This is a genomic window from Planotetraspora silvatica (assembly GCF_016863315.1).
In the GTDB taxonomy this organism is placed as follows: domain Bacteria; phylum Actinomycetota; class Actinomycetes; order Streptosporangiales; family Streptosporangiaceae; genus Planotetraspora; species Planotetraspora silvatica.
Genome location: NZ_BOOQ01000002.1, coordinates 253,725 through 271,873 on the forward strand (window position 1 = coordinate 253,725; position 18,149 = coordinate 271,873).

Genomic DNA, 18,149 nt, shown 5'->3' on the forward strand with positions numbered 1-18,149 from the left:
GAGGCAAGCGCGGATCCCGCCGCCAGCTCAAGCAGGCGGTCCCCTCCGCGCGATCTGATGGCGGTTGGAGTGGTGATCCATATTGACAGTGTCATCGTGACAGTGTCATTCTGAGGCCATGCGAGAGACCTGGACCATCAGCGAGCTGGCGGAGCGGGCGGCGAGCCTGCTCGACTCGGCCGGCCCTGTCAACGGCCGGGTCCGCGAGGTGCCCAACGAACGCCTCATCCGGTGGTACACGACGATCGGCCTGCTCGATCCGCCCCTCGCCCGCCGGGGCAGGGTCGCCCTCTACGGGCGGCGTCACCTGCTCCAGCTCGTCGCCGTCAAGCGCCGGCAGGCGGACGGACTGTCGATCGCCGCCATCCAGGCCGAGCTGACCGGCGCGACCGACGCCATGCTCCTGCAGGCGGCTCACCTTTCCGGCCTGCCGGACGTCTGGGGACCGACGGACGTCGGCGCGCCCGCGGACGGTTCCACGAACCACTCCGGCGTCACGGTCACCGGCGAGGACGACCCGGGCCGCGAGCGGTTCTGGACGCGGCCGGCGCCCGCTCCCCCGACCCTCCCCGTTCGAACTCCGCCACCCGCTCCCGCACCCGCGGGCGCGCCGCTGTCCGCACCCACCTCCGGCTCCCCCGCCGTGCCACCGCCCGCACGCACCTCCGGCTCCCCCGCGGTGTCGCCGCCCGCACCCGCCGCCGCGTCGCCGCGACGGGGTCCGGCACCTGACCAGAGCGTGGTCTTCGGGGGCGCGGCCGAACCGCTCACGACCGGCGCCGACGTGGTCCGCCACACGTCGGACCGCGCGGTCTCGTTCGAACCGGCGCCCGCCGACGTCGTCTACGGCGTGCGGCTCGCGCCCGGCGTGACCGTGACGGTGGAAGCCGCGGGCCGGCCCGTCACCTCCGCCGAGGCGCGGGCACTGCGCCAGGCCGCAGAACCACTGCTGTCCATGCTGGCCAGGCTCGGGCTCACGGACCGGTCCGACCACCCTGAAGGGATGACGCCATGACCGTTCCCATCACGCCGCTGAGGCCAGAGGAATGCCGTCCCGCTCCGGACGCCGGGCTGGGAGCGCTCGAAACAGGAAGGGGGAACCTGCCGCTCGAGAGCCTCGACGTCGCGGCGCACATCACCGGACTCGTGGCCGGAGTCGAGGTGGTCCAGGGATTCCGCAACCCGTTCGACGTGTCGCTCGAGGCGACGTACGTCTTCCCGTTGCCGCCGAGAGCCGCCGTCACCGCGTTCCGGATGGAGGCCGACGACCGGGTGATCGAGGGCGTGCTCAAGGAGCGCGGCCAGGCGCGCGCGGACTACGACCGCGCCATGGCGGAGGGCAGGCGGGCGGCCATCGCGGAGGAGGACCGTCCCGACGTCTTCACCATCCGGGTGGGCAACATCGTGCCCGGAGAGCACGTCAAGGTACGGCTCAGCCTCAGTCAGCCGCTCCCCTACGAGGACGGCGCGGCCGAGTTCCGCTTCCCCCTGGTGGTGGCCCCCCGGTACATCCCCGGCGCCCCGTTGGGGGGACCGCCGGCGGGCGCCGGCGTGGTCCCGGACACCGATGCCGTGCCTGACGCGTCGCGGATCACCCCTCCCGTGCTGCTCCCCGGGTTCCCCGATCCCGTACGGCTCTCGCTGACGGCGACCATCGACGGGGCGGGTCTCGACCTGCGGGAGATCCGCTCCAGCCTGCACGAGGTCTCCCAGGAGGGTGACACGATCAGCCTCCGGCCCGGTGAGCGTCTCGATCGGGACTTCATCCTCCGGCTGCCGTTCGAGGCCTCGGCATCACTGGCTCTGGCGCCGGACGAGAACCCTGCCGGATCCGGCGGTGAAGGGACGTTCACGCTCAGCGTGATTCCGCCTTCAGACACCGTGGCCGCATCGGCCGCACGCGACGTGGTGCTCCTTCTCGACCGGTCGGGCAGCATGACCGGGTGGAAGATGGTCGCCGCCCGGCGGGCCGCCGCCCGGATCGTCGACACGCTCACCACGCGCGACCGGTTCGCCGTCCTGTCCTTCGACTCGGTGATCGAGCACGCCTTCCCCGACGGGCTCGTCGGGGCCACCGACCGCAACCGCTATCGGGCGGTGGAGCATCTCGCGAGGCTGGACGCACGGGGCGGCACCGAGATCCTCGCCCCCATGGAGGAGGCGCTTCGCCTGCTCTCCGAGTCCGCCGAGGGCGGTCCCACCACGGCGTCCGGCGACCGCGCCTCGGCCGGGCGCGACGGGGAGCCGGCCGGACCCGGCGAGGCCGCGGCCGACGGTGCCCGAGACCGCGTGCTCGTGCTCGTCACCGACGGGCAGGTGGGCAACGAGGACCAGATTCTGGAACGGACCGCGGCACGGATCAGCGGCATCCGGGTCCACACGGTCGGCATCGACCAGGCGGTGAACGCCGGATTCCTCGGCAGGCTGGCCCTGCTCGGATCGGGCCGGTGCGAGCTGGTCGAGTCTGAGGATCGCCTCGATGAGGCGATGGAGCACATCCACCGCAGGATCGGGTCTCCGCTCGTGACCGACATCGCGGTGAAGCCGGAAGGACTCGACATCATCGCGGAGACCGTCACCCACGTGGGCAGCCTCTACCCGGGCGTGCCGCTCTCCGTCTCGGGGCGCTATCGGGGGGCGCCGTCCGGAGCCGTGGCCGTGCGCGGGCTCACCTCGGACGGCAAGCCGTGGGAGACAGGCGTCACCGGCCAGGTCGTGCAGGACACCGCCGCGCGTTCGCTGTGGGCGCGGGCGTATTTGAGGCGCCTGGAGGACCGGTATCTGTCCGGCGACCGTTCACTCGAGCAACGGATCATCGACACATCGCTCACCTTCGGCGTGCTCTGCAGGTTCACCGCCTTCGTCGCCGTGGACACGCGGGTCGTCGCCGAGGGCGGGCCGGAACACCGCGTGATCCAGCCTGTCGAGATGCCCAGCGGCTGGGACGCGCCTGTCGCCGCAGCACCGCTGATGGCTTCCGGCGCTCCGATGGCGAAGATGGCCGCCTTCAGCACGACCGAGTCCATCGCCTGGACGGCTGACGAGGCACGTCGCCTGCCCGAGAGCCGAGCATTCCCACCGCCTTCCGGTGCGTACACCGACCCTGCGGTAGCCGGTGCCCCGCGCGAGGCCGTCCCGCCGGTCGTTCCCCGAAGCCCCGGCGGACGCGGCTTCTCGGTGAGTGCGCGCATGCCGCAGCCGCGCGGGAGAGCCCCGGAGACCGACCTCGACGGTGTACGCCCCCTGTTGTCAGAGGAGCTTGTCCGGCTCCGTTCGGCGGAGTCCCTGCCGGAGCGGGACAGACGGCGCTACCTCGCGGATCTGGCCAGCCGTCTCAAGGTGATCGACCAGATGGTCGGCGGTCAGCCGGACCTGGCCGCCCTGGCCGCAGAGCTCGAAACCGCCGAAAGGGCGTCGGCGAACCTGGACGCGCTCTGGCACCGAGCTGTCGACGTCCTGACCGCGATCACGACGGGCTCCGGCTCAGCTGGGCCTGAATCAACGCCCCCTGGCTCGCATGGGTCCGCAGCCCAGGGGCCTGAGCAGCAGGGGACGCGCCGCAGAGACTTCTGGAAGCGCGGCTGACGCCCAGGCCGGACTCCGCGGCTGACGCCCGGCTGGACAGCGGCTGATGGCCGGCTGAACTCCATGGCTGGACTCCGCGGCTGATGCCCGGCTGGACTCCATGACTGGGCTCCGCGGCTGATCTGCGAGTGATCGAAGCGGTCGAGCCCGGGCACGTCACCGGGCCCTCCACCGGTCGCTTAACCAGGCGATTCATCGGGGCGCTGCTCCGAACCGGGCACCGGGCGGGCCGACGCCCGGTGCCCGGCGCCCGCCGGTCAGCCCGGATCCGCCAGACAGATCACTGGGGATCCGACAAGCCCGATCGACGTCGGATCAGGCAGGCCGATCGCGGGGATCCGGAGGGCGGATCAGCTCGGTTCTGGTAGGCGGATGACATCGGATGGTGGGGTGGAAACGGGTCGCCGAGGCTCCCGCACACCTCCTGTGTCGGGTCGATCATCACGTCCGCCTGCGGGGACGCGTGAACGACGGCGTAGTACGCGGTTAATGAGCCCTTTAAGCCCCATGCACGGAGAACGCATAGGGTTGTTGAGTGAGTTCCCTGGTTCTCGACGGCGGTCTTGCCACCCACCTGGAGGCACTCGGCTGCGATCTGAGCGACGAGTTGTGGTCGGCGAAGTTGCTGATGGAGGATCCCGACGTGATCCGCCGGGCACATCTCGACTACTTCACGGCCGGCGCCGACGTGGCGACGACCGCCAGTTATCAGGCCAGCATCCCGGGGTTCGTCCGGCATGGCCTGACGCCCGGCCAGGCCCGTGACCTCATCAGACTGTCGGTGACGCTGGCCGTGCAGGCCCGGGACGCCGCGGGACACGGCATGGTCGCCGCCAGCGTCGGACCGTACGGCGCGTACCTGGCCAACGGCGCCGAGTACACCGGAGACTACGACCTGGACGAGGGCGGCCTCCTCGACTGGCACAGGGATCGGTTCGAGATCCTCGCCACGTCAGGCGCCGACGTGCTGGCCTGCGAGACCATTCCCTCGTTCCACGAGGCCCGGGCCCTGGCGGTGCTGCTGCGTGAGACGCCGTCCGTGCAGGCGTGGGTGAGCTTCTCCTGCCGCGACGGCGAACACATCAGTGACGGGACGGCCTTCAAGGACTCCGCAGCGTTGTTCGAGGACCTGTCCAATGTGACCGCCGTCGGCGTGAACTGCACCGCGCCACGGTTCATCCCCAGCCTCATCAGCCAGGGGGCGACGGTCGTCTACCCCAACTCCGGCGAGACGTGGGACGCCGCGGCGCAGCGCTGGACGGGTCTCACCGACCCCATCGAGTACGGCGAGGCGGCGGCCGAATGGCACGCGCTGGGTGCCACGCACATCGGCGGTTGCTGCCGGACCACCCCGGCGCACATCCGCGAGATCAGGTCACACCTCGCCTGAAAGCCCCGTGGCCGGAAAGCGGACCGGCCCGAACCCGCGAACCGGCCCGACTACGGACTGGCCCGAACCGCGAACCGGCCCGAAAGGAGTCCGTCAGCCGCCCATGGCGACGGGCTCGTCCCCCCGGCTCGCCAGCGGGATCTCCTTGAGGAAGAACCCCACCACCAGGGCGAAGGCCACGAACGGAATGCTGACCAGGAACACATCGTCGATCGCGCTCGTGAACGCCACCAGCACGTGCTCCTTGACGGGTGGCGGCAGTTGCTGGATGGCCTGGACGTTGTTGTAGTCCACCCCGCCCGCGGGAGCCCGCCCGCCGAACTCCACGGCGAGGTAGTGCGTGAGCCGGGTCGTGAGGACCGAGCCCATGATCGCGGTGCCGATGGCCGCGCCCATCATCCGGAAGAACGTGGTCGAACTGGTCGCGGTACCCATGTCCGCGCGGTCGACCGCGTTCTGGACCGCGGTGACGATCGTCTGCATGGTGAAGCCGAGGCCCGCGCCGAACAGATAGGCGTAGATCGCGACCTGCCAGTACGGCGTGCCCACGCGGATGGTGGACAACAACGCCAGCGCCACGATGAGCACGATCGCCCCGATGATCGGGTAGATCTTGTACCGGCCCGTCCTGGACATCAGCTGCCCCGAGGTCATCGCCGTGGAGAAGATGCCGAAGACGGCCGGCAGCAACGCCAGCCCCGACATGGTGGGCGACATGCCCTGGACGGCCTGCAGGTAGACCGGCAGGAAGATCAGCCCGCCGAACATGGCGAGACCGGCGAGGAAGGTGTAGGCGTTGCCCACGCTGTAGATCCCGTTGCGGAACAGCCGCATGGGGATGATCGGCTCGGCTGCCCGCAACTCGACGAGCACGAACAGCGCCGCGAGCGCGACGAACCCCGCGATGAGCGCGAGCGACCCCGGCGCCAACCAGCCGAACTCGCTGCCCGCCCAGTCGAGGTAGAGCAGCAGGCAGGAGACGCCTGCGACGATGATCGAGGCACCCAAGTAGTCGATCTTGTGGGGGCGGCGCACCACGGGGATCTTCAGCGCGACCGAGGTCACGATCAGCGAGATCACGCCGACCGGCAGGTTGATCCAGAAGATCCACCGCCAGCCGGGACCGTCGGTGAAGAAGCCGCCGAGCAGAGGCCCCGCGACGCTCGACGTCCCGAACACCGCGCCGAAGTATCCCTGGTAGCGGCCGCGCTCCCGGGGCGGGATGACGTCACCGATGATGCTGAACGCCAGCGCCATCAGCCCGCCGCCGCCCAGCCCCTGGATCGCGCGGAACGTGATGAGCTGACCGATGTTCTGGCTCAGCCCGGCCAGCGCCGAGCCGACGAGGAAGATGCCGATGGCCGCCTGGAAGATGACGCGCCTGCCGTACAGGTCGGAGATCTTGCCCCAGAGCGGAGTCGCGGCGGTCGAGGTCAGCAGGTAGGCCGTGACCACCCAGGAGAGCTTGTCCAGCCCTCCGAGCTCGGAGACGATGCGCGGCAGGGCCGTGCCGACGATGCTCTGGTCGAGCGCGGCGAGCAACATTCCGGCCGCCACACCGGTGAGCACGATCATGATCTGCCGGTGCGGAAGGTATCCGGAGACGGTTTCCTGTTCCTCGCGAACGCTCATGCGGCTTTCCGTTCTGGGGTACGAGGGGTGACCTAGGTCACGCTACTCCCTCACCCTGACGGTTTTCCGCTAGGAATTCTCCCGTGCGGCCCGCAACATCTCGACCTTGGCACTCGTCGCGTACTTGTCGACGTACTCCTGCGCGCCCAGTTCCATGAGGGCGTACATGATCTCGTCGGTGACCGCCCGGAGGACGAGGCGGTCGTTCTCCATGCCGTAATAGCGGGAGAAGTCCAGCGGCTTGCCGTACCGCACGCCGGGGCGGATGCCGAGCTTGGGCAGAGGATGGCCCGGCGGCATCATCTCGAACGTGTTGACCATCGCCCAGGGGATCACGGGGGCGCGGGACTCCAGCGCGAGACGCGCCACCCCGGTCTTGCCCTTGTACAGCCGGCCGTCCGGTGAGCGGGTGCCCTCGGGGTAGATGCCGAGCACCTGCTCGTCCTTCAGGATGCGAAGACCCGTGCGCAGGGCGGCCTCACTGGCCTTGCCGCCCGACCGGTCGATCGGAACGGTGCCGACGCCGGAGAAGAACAACCTGCTGAACATGCCCTTGAGGCCGCGGCCGGTGAAGTACTCGGCCTTCCCGAGCGAGATGACCTTACGCGGCAGCGGCAGCGCGCCGAAGAAGTGGTCGGCGAACGACAGATGGTTGCCCGCGAGGATGACCGGCCCCTCCTTGGGCACATTGTCCACACCTTCCGCCCACGGGCGGAACATGAAGTGGAGGATCGGCCAGAGGATGGCCTTCAATACCCAGTAGAACACTCAGGCACCTCCTCGGTCGGACGTGAAGTCATCTTCGCACGGCTCACCCTCTCGCACTAACGACGACTTACATGCGACTATCGGGCGAAACAGCCGGGTTTTCGGCCCTGCTACGCGGAGGTATCCATGCCAGTGCTCCCGGGCGCGGAGCCGTACCACCACGACGGCGGGACGGTCGGCGTCCTGCTGTGTCACGGGTTCACCGGGTCCCCTCAGTCGCTGCGCCCGTGGGGCGAGCATCTCGCGCGCGCCGGTCTCACCGTTTCACTCCCCCGGCTGCCCGGTCACGGCACCACGTGGCAGGAGATGAGCAGAACCCGGTGGGAGGACTGGTACGCCTCACTGGACAAGGCCCTCGCGGACCTGCGCGGACGCTGCTCCGAGACCTTCGTCATGGGGTTGTCGCTCGGCGGCTGCATGGCGCTGCGCCTGGCCGAGATCCACGGCGCCGCCGTCCAGGGAGTCGTGGCGGTGAACCCGTCCATCGTGAACGACACACCCATCCTGCGGCTCGCTCCGGTGCTGAAGTGGATGTTGCCGTCGGTGCCCGGCGTCGCGGGTGACATCAAGATGGACGGCGTGACCGAACTCGGCTACGCCAGAACCCCCGTCAGGGCGGCCGCCACGCTTCCGCGGCTGTGGAAGCTCGTCCAGACCGACCTCGACAAGATCACCCAGCCGGTGCTGGTCTTCCACAGCCGGGATGACCATGTTGTCAAACCCGCGAGTACGGCGTTCCTCAGAGCCAGGATGGGGGACAACCTTGAGATCAGAGAACTTCTCGACAGCTATCACGTCGCAACCCTCGACAACGACGCAACCGCGATCTTCGAGGGTAGCCTCGACTTCATCCGCTCTCACGCCTCTGTACCCTTGACGAAGGACTTGTGACCCGGGATCGAAGTGACGCCGCAAAGTGACGAGGACGAGGTCTGGCGTCAGATCGTCGCCTCATTCAACGAAAAGGCCGAGGACGCCTCGGCCGATCAGCCATGGCCTGACCGCGAGAACGTCGCCGTCGAGGCCGGCCCCGAGGACGACGACGCGCGCGAGCCCGGAGACGAGCCTCAGGACGAGGCCGACGAGGAGCCGGAAGGCTCCGTGGAGCGCGCCGACGACGAGGGTCACTACGTGCCTCCGCCTCCGCCGCCGCTCCCCCATGGCGACGCCCTCAGCAGGCTCTCCTGGGTGGCGCTGTTCGGCGGACCGGCCTACCTGTTACTCGCCGCCCTGCTGGACTGGCCCATGGAGGGCTGGATCGTCTTCACCGCCGTGGCCGCGTTCATCGGCGGGTTCGTGACGCTGGTGGTCCGCATGGGCGACGGCCCGCCTCCCGACTCCGGCTGGGACGACGGCGCCGTCATCTGAGCGGACGCCGTCGACTGCGGGCGCGGGTCACCCGGCGGCGGACCCCTCCTGTCCATCCGGGGGCCCGAACCGCTCGATGAGATCGGTGTAGTGGTCGTCGGCGTCGAGCACGTGGCCGACCGCCATGGTGAGACCCGCGACGTGGGCGACGGCCTGGAGCCGTACCGTCCGGTCGTCCGCCGCCGCACGGCCCCGTATCGTCGTCCACTTGGATCCGTCGTATCGGAGCAGGAAACCCTCGGCCCCATGGCCCGGGTCGTATCCCGACACCCAGTAGGTGCCGTCGCCGTCGCCGGTCACGCCGTACAACTCGGCCTGCTTCACCGGGGGGTCGTTCCGGGTCCAGTGCTTCCCATCCCATCGCAGGACCAATGGGGCGATCTTGCCGCTGCTCCGGAAGACGCCGCCGACGGCGATCGCGTGCTTGCGGTCGTCCACGTACACGTCCCGGAGGAAGCCGCCCTTGATGGAGGGCAGGTGCACGCTCTTCCACCCGGTGCCGGACAACCGCATGATCAGCGGTTGCCTCCCGTCGTCTCCCACGGCCCAGCCGTCGGACTTGCCGGTGACCGCCACGCCGTACAGGACGCCTTGCGGACCCAGTGCCGTGGTCCACGTGGCGCCCTTGGGCGACCCGCTGGTCGCGGCCATGAAGGTCCGGTCGTCCCTGGTGCCCACCGCGACGACCCGGCCGGCCGAGGCCGTCACGCCGCCCAGCCAGTCGCCCGCGCGGAACTGCGGCACGCTGACGCGGTCGAACCCGTCGCGCGAACCCTTCGCCACGTACGGCAGGCCGTCGTGGCCTTCGCCGACCGCCCAGACCTCGTCGGTCGAGGACACCGCGACCGAGCGCAGGTGGCCCGCTCCCGTCGTGTCCCCCTTGATCCCCACTTCGGTCCACGAGGTGCCGTTCCAGTGCGTGATCACACCGCGGTTCATCCAGATGTCCCAGACGCTCTGCTGGCCGACGGCCCAGATGTTGCTGGGAGATGATCCGGCCACGTCGGACAACGATCCGTCGGGCTGCAACCTGGCCGATGAGGCGCCCTGGGCGACCTCCGGCTGAGCCGTCTTCCGGTCCGCCTTCTGGCGGCCCGGGTCTGCGAGCGCGTGGGCCACCGATGTGGCGCGCAGGAGATAGCCGGCCATGAGTCCGACGAACAGCACACACATCGGTACCGCACGCCGTACCGGGCGGCGGGTCATGAATTGATCGTACGGGGGCCGGGGAGCGCGTCGGCCAAGAGGTCACGATTCCGCACCCGAAGCGATGCGGGGGCGCGACCTGCGCGGAGGGTCTCCGGATGCCTCTAAGCAGGGGCGATGTCGGCGACCACGGGGAGGTGGTCACTGGCGTCACACAGATCCTGCCGGGCGGCCTCCGCGCCGCCGCAGGCGAGGACGGCCAGCCCGGGATCCACGAAGATCGCGTCGATGCGCATGGTGGGGTTCCGCGCCGGAAACGTCCGGCCCTCCCCCCGCGGCGACCTGGTGTGGGCGTCGGCGTACCGGTCCGCCAGATACGTCCACACCGGCTGGCCCGGCCGCTCGTTCACGTCCACGGCCAGTACGGCTCTCGCGCCGGACGTCCGCGCCGCGTCGTCCAGGATCTCGACGATCTGCGCGGCGTGCCTGAGCCTGGCTCTGGGGACGAGATCGAGGTGGGCCGACCCGACGGCGAACCGGGCGCCCTGCTTCTCGACGACCGCGAGGGCCAGCGCCCGCCACTCCAGGCCGGGGATCCAGCGCAGCCGGTCCCCCTGCCCGCGGACGACCCGCACATCGGGGCCGGCGAGGACGGACACCCCTCCGACCCGGCCGCCCGCGGCGACGGTCATCCCGGCGTCGTGGGCGAGCGCCTCCCGTCTGCGCCTCCAGGCGGGTCCCCGCGGGGCCTCCTGCAGGCACAACACGTCGGGCCTGATCGCCCGGACGACGCGGACCAGTGCGTGGCGGTCGTCACGCAGCGACCGGATGTTGTAGGCGGCGACTCTCAGCATGTCGGATGCGCGCGGGCCCGGGCGGAGGTCAGCGCTGCCTGGCCAGGTCCGCGGCGCCGACCAGTCCCGCCGAGGGGCCGAGCTCGGCCACCCGGATCTCGGCGAGGGGACGGTGCCCGCGGCCGGTCAGCCGTTCGGCGTAGGCCGCGCGGACCTTGTCCATGAACAGGTCGGCGGCGGCGGAGACGCCCCCGCCGATGATGTACCGCCCGGGGTCGAGGATCGCGGCCAGGTCGGCCAGTCCCTGCGCGAGCCATGCGGCGAGCGAGTCGAACGCGTCCAGGGCCGCCCGATCGCCCTTCCTGGCCGCCTCCGTCACGTGCTCGCCCCGCAGGACGTCGACGGAACCGGCCAGCTCGAGCAGGTGGACGGCCGACGAGGGGTCGGCCTCCGCGCTCGCCCGGGCGTCGATGAGCAGGGAGCTCCCGCTGGCGTACTTCTCCCAGCAGCCGCGGTGGCCGCAGCCGCAGGCCCGCCCGTCGGGGATCACCTGCATGTGACCCCACTCGGCGCCCATTCCCCAGCGCCCGCGGTAGAGGTCGCCGCCGAAGACGGCGCCGCCGCCGATGCCGGTGCCGACGGTGACGCAGACCACGTGGGTCTCATCGCGGCCCGCGCCGAAGCGGTACTCGCCCCAGGCCATGGCGTTGGCGTCGTTCTCGACCACGACGGGCAGGCCGACGAGCTCGCTGACCTTCTTCTGCAGCGGCTCCTCGCGCCAGGCGAGGTTGGGCGCGAACCTGACGATCGAGCGCGTCTCGTCCACGAATCCGGCGGCGCCCACGCCGACGGCCTCGACCTCGTGCCGTGCGGCCAGTTCCGACACCGCGTCGGCGATCGTCACGGCGACCTTCTCCGGGTTGTCCGCCGGAGTGTGCCTGAGGCTCCGCTCGAGGATCCGCCCGTCGTCGTCCACGACTCCAGAAGCGATCTTGGTGCCGCCTACGTCCACGCCGATGGTCAGCGCCATGGTGTCTTCCTCTCGCCCTCAGGCGTCCGGCTCACGGCACGGACCGGCACGGGCCTTGGAGACACCGTGCGGGCCCGCGCGAGGACTGTCCTCGCCACGAGACCGCACCGCCGGAACCGACCGAAGCCACGCCCGGTCAAATCTGATCGAGCCGATCCAATCAGCCGAGGTCGATGTGTTCCACTCGGGGCTCCCCTTGCCGGGGGCCCGGCGACCCGGAAGACGACCCCGGCGACGCCGAGGACGACCCGGACGACGGCCGCTGCAGCGCGTCGAACGCCTGCCGTACCGCCGCGAACAGCTCTCCGCCCGCCGCGATCAGGTGGTCGGCGACGTCGCCGCCCGACTCCTTCCGTGCGGCGATCACCCGGCACACCGGGCAGGCGCGGCAGATGTACTCATCGCCGTGCGGCTCCGACACCGCCTCGCCCCACACGTCGTGCTCCCGGTCCCGCTTGTCGCCGCCGAAGCTGATCCCGAACCCGTTGGCGCCGCCCTTCACGACGCCCTTGCCGAACTCGCGGCCCATGCGCTGCTGAAGCGCGTCGAGCAGCTTCATCGCCTCTTCCGCGGCCGAGCCGAGCGGGTCCTGCCGCCGGCCGCCACCGCTGTCGGCGCCGCTGCCGTCCTTGCCATCTGTCATTTCGCCCCTCCTGCCTCGAACCGTACCCGGAGGCGGCCGTCGGAGAGCGTCGCGGAGGAGATACCCCGGCGAGCGAGGGCCAAAGGCAGGGCGATCACGCGCCGGTAGGGGCCGGCCGTGACGATCAGCTCGTCGCCCTTGCGGGCCAGGTCGACGTCGGCCTTGTCGGCGAGCGGCAGGTCGAGCACCAGTTCGTCGGCCGTCAGGCGCAGCGGCGGCTCGGCGTCGGGCCGGGCGAACGGGTCGGCGGAGCCGTACAGCTCCTCGGCGACCTCCGCGAGGGCGGCGGGGCCGACCGGCTCCGCCGCGAGGTACGGCACGGTGCGGACCGGCAGCGGCGCGAACGACTCGTGCACCTCGGTGAGCTGCCTGGCCTGCGCCTCCACCCACCCCTTGCGCCACTCGTCGGCGCCTTCGGCGGGGAAGACCCGGTTGGCGATCACGGTGTCGACGCGGTAGCCGTACAGGCTGAGCGAGGTCAGCGTGCGGCGGGCCTCGGCGACCACGACCGCCTCGGGGGTGAGCACGAGCCGGACGGAGGCGTCGCCGCCGGTCAGCAACTCGCGGATGTCCAGCAGGGCGCGGTGCAGGCGCTCCCCCGCCGAGATGACCTCTCCCTGTGGCACGCTCACCTTCGCGACGTGCCGCAACATCGGGGAGACCGCTTTGAGCACGCGCCGGCCGACCGGGAGAAGGCGGTTGACGTGCCAGTCGAACGCCTCTGGTAGGGCGAGCAGTCGCAGCGTCTCCGCCGTCGGCGCGCAGTCGACCACGATGACGTCCCACGTGCCCGTGCGCGCCTGCTCGCGCAGTTCGAGCAGGGCGATGATCTCCTCTGCCCCGGGCAGGACCGTGATCTCCTCGGAGGTGATCTCGTCGAGTCCGAGCTCGCCGAACAGGTTCCTGATGTAGTCCCGCAGCTCGCCCCAGTGGCGTTCGAGCGACTTCTGCGTGTCGACCTGCTGGAGGAAGAGGCCGGGAGCGGCCTCGGCGGGCTCCTCTGACGGGGTGACGGCGAGGGCGTCGGCCAGCGAATGGGCCGTGTCGGTCGACACGACCAGCGTCTTCAGGCCGCGCGCCGCGGCGAGGGTCGCGGTGGCGGCGGCGACGGTGGTCTTGCCGACACCCCCCTTCCCCGTGAAGAGGAGGATCCTCATAGGCTCTCGACGCGCTTCTTGAGCCCGTTCAGCGCCGTGTCGACGAGGACCTTCTCCGCCTTGCGCTTGATCATGCCGATCATGGGGACCTTGAGCTCCACGGCCAGCTCGTACGTCACCTCGGCGCCGTCGCCCGCGTCGGCGAGGCGGTAGCTGCCGCTCAGGCGGGAGAGCATCCGGCCCGCTTCCGCGATCTCCCAGCTGACGACCGTGTCGTCGAGCCAGTCGTAGGCCAGGACGTACTGGTCGCTGATCACGCCGGCGTCGATGACGAACCGGACCTTGGACGGCCTGCCGTCCTCCCCGACCTCCAGGATGTCCGCCGTCTTCACCTGGCCCGCCCACTCGGGGTAGGCGGGGAAGTCCGCGATCACGGCCATGATCGCCGATCGGTCGGCGCGGATGGTGACACTGGAGGTGGTGCGATCAGCCATGGGCTAACCGTACTTCACCATTCCAGGGCGAAAGGCGTGCCACGGCCGCGGAAATGGCCGACGTTGACGCACTCGGTCCTGCCGATGCGCGTCCTGCTCACCAGGGGCTGGTGGACGTGCCCGAACAGGGCGTATTTGGGCTGGGTGGCCCTGATCGCCTCGAGCGTGGCCTCGCTGCCCCGCTCGAAGCGGCGCGCCACCACGTCGTACAACAACTCCGGGACGGCCGGCGGGATGTGGCAGCACAACACGTCGACCTGGCCGACCGCCTCCACCTTCCGCGCGTAGTCCTCGTCGTCGATCTCGTACGGCGTGCGGTAGCGCGTGCGCAGGCCGCCGCCCACGAAGCCGAAGGTCAGGCCGCCGATCTCGACCTTCGCGCCGTCGAGCACCTGGTGGCCCGACCGGAGGTAGTCCTTCCAGAGGAGCGGCAGGTCGACGTTGCCATAGGTGAGGAACGCGGGCTCGGGCATCGCGGCGAAGATCTGCTCGTACTGCCGCCGGACCGCCGACTCGATGTGCCCGCGCGGGTCGCCGCCGAGGGCGGACCACAACTCGGCCGACATGGCCCTGGCGGCGTCGAACCGGCCGGCCGTGCGCAGGCCGATGAACTCGGTGGCCTTCTCCGGGCCGAAGAGGTCGGCGAAGATCCCCTGGGAGTGGTCCTGGTAGTCGACGAAGAGGATCAGGTCGCCCAGGCAGACGAGCGCGTCGGCCCCGTCTCCCGCGCGGGCCAGAGCGTCGACCCGGCCGTGGACGTCGCTGACGACATGTACCCGCATGGCGACATCGTAGTACCGCTTCCCGGCGCCCTACCAAGCGCTTGACCGCCGGTCAGACGATTGTCTCCACCCCGTCTGACTGACACTGGTAGCGTGCGCTTGACCCGGGATAACGCCTATATGACGGATCTACCGGTCCGTAACTTTGCGCGGTAACGTCCGGGGAGATCTCAGGGATGACGTCCGCGACGCCGTTCCGGCCTCGCGGAGACCGCCGGTGCGTGACAGAGGAGTGACCGTGCGCGAGTTCAGTGTTCCCGTGCTGGTGGACGTGCCCCCGTCCGCGAACTGCACCGATGTGGTGTTCCAGCGCGCGGTGGACGAGCCTGCAACCGTCGTGATCCGCCGCAAGGACGGCACCGCTGCGGACTCCCCCTGGAACCCGATCACGGCCGCCGGGTTCCGCGCCGACGTGGCCGCGGTCGCCAAGGGCCTGATCGCCGCCGGTGTGGAGTCCGGCGACCGGGTCGGCCTCATGTCCCGGACCCGCTACGAGTGGACCGTCACCGACTACGCCATCTGGGCGGCCGGCGCCGTCGGCGTGCCGATCTACGAGACCTCCTCCCCCGACCAGGTGAAGTGGATCCTGTCCGACAGCGGCGCCAAGGCCGTCGTCGTCGAACTGAAGGGCCACGAGGAGACGGTGCGGGAGGCCCTGCCGGAGTTCCCGCTGGTCTGGCGGATCGACGACGGCGGACTCGACGAGCTGAAGACGCTCGGGTCCGGCGTCACCGACGACGTCCTCGCCGAGCGGCGGGCGAGCAGGGGCGGCCACGACCTCGCCACGATTATCTACACGTCCGGCACCACGGGCATGCCGAAGGGCTGCCGGATCACGCACGACAACCTGCTCTTCACCGCGCGCAACGTCTCCCGCGGCCCCCTGGAGGCGATGTTCGACGTGGACGACCGGGCGGCGCTGCTGTTCCTGCCCCTCGCCCACAGTTTCGCCCGGATCATCGAGGTGGTGCTGATCGAGACCGGCACGGTCCTCGCGCACACCCCCAACATGAAGAACGTCGCCCCCGACCTGCAGGGGTTCAAGCCCACGTTCCTGCTCGGCGTGCCCCGCGTGTTCGAGAAGGTCTACAACGCCGCCGAGCAGAAGGCCGTGGCCGACGGCAAGGGCAAGATCTTCCACGCCGCCGTGCGCGCCGCCATCGACTGGAGCCGCGCGGAGAGCGCGGGCGGCGCGGGGTTCGGCGTCCGGGCCAGGCACGCGGTGTTCGACAAGCTCGTGTACGGCAAGCTGCGCGCGGCGACCGGTGGAGCCCTGAACACGGCGGTCTCCGGCGGGTCGGCTCTCGGCGAGCGGCTCGGGCACTTCTTCCGCGGCGTCGGCATCGAGGTGCTCGAGGGCTGGGGCCTCACCGAGACGAGCGCTCCGTCGACGGTCAACATCCCGGGCGCCAACAAGATCGGGACGGTCGGCAAGCCGTTCCCCGGTGTGAGCATCAGGATCGGCGACGACGGCGAGGTCCTCGTCAAGGGACGCCACGTCTTCGACGGCTACTGGAACAACGAGCGCGCCACCAAGGAGGCCATCGACCCCGAGGGCTGGTTCCACACCGGTGACGTGGGCGAGATCGACGGCGACGGCTACCTGAGGATCACCGGCCGCAAGAAGGAGATCCTCGTGACCGCGGGCGGCAAGAACGTCGCCCCCGCGCCGCTCGAGGACGCCATCCGCGCGCACCGGCTGATCAGCCAGGTCATGGTGGTCGGCGACGACCGGCCGTTCATCGCCGCGCTCATCACGCTCGATCCCGAGGCGATGGAGCAGTGGAAGCAGGCCAACGGCAAGGCCGAGGTCTCGACGGCCGACCCGGCCCTTCTGGCCGAGGTGCAGGGCGCCGTGGACGTCGCCAACCGCATGGTGTCCAAGGCCGAGCAGATCAAGAAGTTCGTCATTCTCGAGAACGACCTGACCGAGGAGACCGGCCACCTCACGCCGTCGCTGAAGGTCAAGCGTGCGCTCGTGATGCGCGACTACGCCAAGCAGGTCGACGAGCTCTACGGCTGAGCCCCGCCTTCACCGCCACTCCGCGGCGGGCTCCGTTCCCGTCGCGGTCGCCGTGAGGATGCCGGAGAAGCGGGCGGCGACCCGGTCCCAGCCCCACTCCCCCTCGATCCAGGCCCGGCCCCGCTCCCCCATCGCGCGGGCACGGGCCGGGTCGGACAGCAGACCGGTCAGGGCTCCGGCGATCTCCGCCTCAGACGTGCCGTCGACGACCAGGCCCGTCTCGCCGTGCCGTACGGCGTCCGGGGCGCCGCCCGACGAGCCCGCGACGACGGGGAGCCCGCTGGCCGACGCCTCCAGATAGACGATGCCGAGGCCTTCGATGTCGAGCCCGGCCAGGCGGGTGCGGCACGGCATGGCGAACACGTCGCCCGCGTCGTAGTGCGCGGGAAGCGTCGCCCACGGCACCGACCCGGTGAACACGACCGAACCCCTCGCGACGTGGCCGGCCGCCGCCCGTTCGAGCGCGTTGCGGGACGGGCCGCCGCCGACCAGGAGCAGCACGGCGTCGGGGACCTCGCGCAACACCCGCGGCCAGGACCGGATCAGCATGTCCTGGCCCTTGCGCGGCACCAGGCGGGAGACGCACACGACCACCGGCCTGTCCTCCAGGCCCAGCGACTTGCGGACGCCGGCGCCGCCCGCGCCCGGATGGAAGGCCGAGGTGTCCACTCCGGGCGCCAGCCTCACCAGCTTGGACTCCGGGATCACCGATGCGAGCCTGCGCCGCGTGTAGTCGCCGAGGTAGGTCACCACGTCGGCGCCCTGGCCGATGCGGCGGAGCATGTCACGGGCGACGGGCAGCCGGGCCCACGACGCCTCGTGCCCGTGGGTGAGCATCACGACCCGGCCCACACCGGCCGAGCGCAGGCCGGGCGCGAGCATCCCCAGGGGGGCCGCGGCGCCGAAGACCACGGTGTCGCAGCCCTTGGCCAGCTCCGCCGCCCTCCGGGCGACGCCGGGCGTGGGAAGCATGAGGGTTCCCGGATGCCTGACCACCTCGTACGGCTGCCGCCGGTCGAAGGAGTCCGATCCCCTCCACTTGGGCGCGTAGACGACCACGGAGTCCGCCGGCCGCCGCGAGGCGAGCCCATGGACGAACGCCTGGATCCCCCCGGCCCGCGGCGGAAAGTCATTGGTGACGATCAGTGTCCTCCCCATCGCCACCTCCCCTTCCCCGTGATCATGCACACATTCGGGATTGCCACCTCTGACCGGCCCTTTCCTCTCGCGTGATCATGCACGGATTCGGGAATCCCCCCATCCACCTGCGCGAACACGTCGCGTGATCATGCACACTTTCGGCAGCACACCCGCCCACCTGGGCGAACCCGCGACGCGATCATGCGCGGGTTCGGCGGGCGGCCCGCCCATCAGGGCGAACCCCTCACGTGATCACG

The 18,149-nt window shown here is 70.6% G+C and carries 16 protein-coding genes; 6 read left to right on the top strand and 10 right to left on the bottom strand.

Features of this window, described 5'->3' with window-relative positions; genetic code table 11:
- Nucleotides 1-118 precede the first annotated feature (118 nt).
- The 3 genes from Psi02_RS01475 to mmuM all read left to right on the top strand — a co-directional run bounded on the left by Psi02_RS01475 (nucleotide 119) and on the right by mmuM (nucleotide 4,975).
- Nucleotides 119-1,015: a MerR family transcriptional regulator gene (locus tag Psi02_RS01475; protein ID WP_203970941.1), complete on the top strand. Its 897-nt coding sequence runs from the start codon at nucleotides 119-121 to the stop codon at nucleotides 1,013-1,015.
- Complete coding sequence (locus Psi02_RS01480) at nucleotides 1,012-3,585, top strand: VIT domain-containing protein (RefSeq protein ID WP_203970943.1); 2,574 nt, start codon at nucleotides 1,012-1,014, stop codon at nucleotides 3,583-3,585. Before Psi02_RS01475 ends, Psi02_RS01480 begins: the two co-directional genes overlap by 4 nt.
- 535 nt (nucleotides 3,586-4,120) lie before the next feature.
- Entirely contained in the window at nucleotides 4,121-4,975 is an 855-nt protein-coding gene (mmuM, locus tag Psi02_RS01485) for a homocysteine S-methyltransferase (protein ID WP_203970945.1), read from the top strand.
- Nucleotides 4,976-5,068: 93 nt separating this feature from the next.
- Here the strand turns inward: mmuM and Psi02_RS01490 are convergent, their stop codons facing one another.
- A complete protein-coding gene (locus tag Psi02_RS01490; RefSeq protein ID WP_203970947.1) occupies nucleotides 5,069-6,607 on the bottom strand; it encodes an MDR family MFS transporter in 1,539 nt (512 codons plus the stop codon).
- A 69-nt stretch (nucleotides 6,608-6,676) separates the two neighbouring features.
- The gene (locus Psi02_RS01495; RefSeq protein WP_203950901.1) at nucleotides 6,677-7,375 is read right to left on the bottom strand and encodes a lysophospholipid acyltransferase family protein; all 699 of its coding nucleotides are present in this window, start codon (nucleotides 7,373-7,375) and stop codon (nucleotides 6,677-6,679) included.
- Nucleotides 7,376-7,501: 126 nt separating this feature from the next.
- Between Psi02_RS01495 and Psi02_RS01500 the strand changes: the two genes are divergently transcribed.
- Both Psi02_RS01500 and Psi02_RS01505 read left to right on the top strand, forming a co-directional pair.
- Nucleotides 7,502-8,266, top strand: coding sequence for an alpha/beta hydrolase (locus Psi02_RS01500; RefSeq protein ID WP_203970949.1), 765 nt, complete (start codon nucleotides 7,502-7,504; stop codon nucleotides 8,264-8,266).
- A 12-nt stretch (nucleotides 8,267-8,278) separates the two neighbouring features.
- Nucleotides 8,279-8,743, top strand: a complete 465-nt coding sequence (locus tag Psi02_RS01505) for a hypothetical protein (RefSeq protein WP_203970951.1) — start codon at nucleotides 8,279-8,281, stop codon at nucleotides 8,741-8,743.
- Between the two features lie 27 nt (nucleotides 8,744-8,770).
- Here the strand turns inward: Psi02_RS01505 and Psi02_RS01510 are convergent, their stop codons facing one another.
- The 7 genes from Psi02_RS01510 to Psi02_RS01540 all read right to left on the bottom strand — a co-directional run bounded on the left by Psi02_RS01510 (nucleotide 8,771) and on the right by Psi02_RS01540 (nucleotide 14,729).
- The gene (locus Psi02_RS01510; RefSeq protein WP_203970953.1) at nucleotides 8,771-9,949 is read right to left on the bottom strand and encodes a WD40/YVTN/BNR-like repeat-containing protein; all 1,179 of its coding nucleotides are present in this window, start codon (nucleotides 9,947-9,949) and stop codon (nucleotides 8,771-8,773) included.
- Between the two features lie 104 nt (nucleotides 9,950-10,053).
- A complete protein-coding gene (locus Psi02_RS01515; protein WP_203970955.1) occupies nucleotides 10,054-10,743 on the bottom strand; it encodes an endonuclease/exonuclease/phosphatase family protein in 690 nt (229 codons plus the stop codon).
- 28 nt (nucleotides 10,744-10,771) lie between these two features.
- Entirely contained in the window at nucleotides 10,772-11,713 is a 942-nt protein-coding gene (locus tag Psi02_RS01520) for an ROK family glucokinase (RefSeq protein WP_203970965.1), read from the bottom strand.
- Nucleotides 11,714-11,873: 160 nt separating this feature from the next.
- Nucleotides 11,874-12,356, bottom strand: a complete 483-nt coding sequence (locus tag Psi02_RS01525) for a hypothetical protein (RefSeq protein WP_203970967.1) — start codon at nucleotides 12,354-12,356, stop codon at nucleotides 11,874-11,876.
- Nucleotides 12,353-13,513 (bottom strand): ArsA family ATPase, encoded by a 1,161-nt coding sequence (locus tag Psi02_RS01530; protein ID WP_203970969.1) that lies wholly within the window; start codon nucleotides 13,511-13,513, stop codon nucleotides 12,353-12,355. Before Psi02_RS01530 ends, Psi02_RS01525 begins: the two co-directional genes overlap by 4 nt.
- The gene (locus tag Psi02_RS01535; protein ID WP_203970971.1) at nucleotides 13,510-13,947 is read right to left on the bottom strand and encodes an SRPBCC family protein; all 438 of its coding nucleotides are present in this window, start codon (nucleotides 13,945-13,947) and stop codon (nucleotides 13,510-13,512) included. The genes Psi02_RS01530 and Psi02_RS01535 overlap by 4 nt, the downstream gene beginning before the upstream one ends.
- A gap of 14 nt (nucleotides 13,948-13,961) precedes the next feature.
- On the bottom strand, nucleotides 13,962-14,729 hold the full coding sequence (locus tag Psi02_RS01540; RefSeq protein WP_203970973.1) for a metallophosphoesterase family protein: 768 nt from the start codon (nucleotides 14,727-14,729) through the stop codon (nucleotides 13,962-13,964).
- A 238-nt stretch (nucleotides 14,730-14,967) separates the two neighbouring features.
- Between Psi02_RS01540 and Psi02_RS01545 the strand changes: the two genes are divergently transcribed.
- Nucleotides 14,968-16,752, top strand: coding sequence for an AMP-dependent synthetase/ligase (locus Psi02_RS01545; RefSeq protein ID WP_203970975.1), 1,785 nt, complete (start codon nucleotides 14,968-14,970; stop codon nucleotides 16,750-16,752).
- Between the two features lie 9 nt (nucleotides 16,753-16,761).
- Here Psi02_RS01545 and Psi02_RS01550 read toward each other — a convergent pair whose 3' ends face one another.
- Nucleotides 16,762-17,910 carry a glycosyltransferase family 4 protein gene (locus Psi02_RS01550; protein ID WP_203970977.1) on the bottom strand — a complete coding sequence of 383 codons (1,149 nt, stop codon included), beginning with the start codon at nucleotides 17,908-17,910 and terminating at the stop codon, nucleotides 16,762-16,764.
- Between the last annotated feature and the right edge of the window lie 239 nt (nucleotides 17,911-18,149).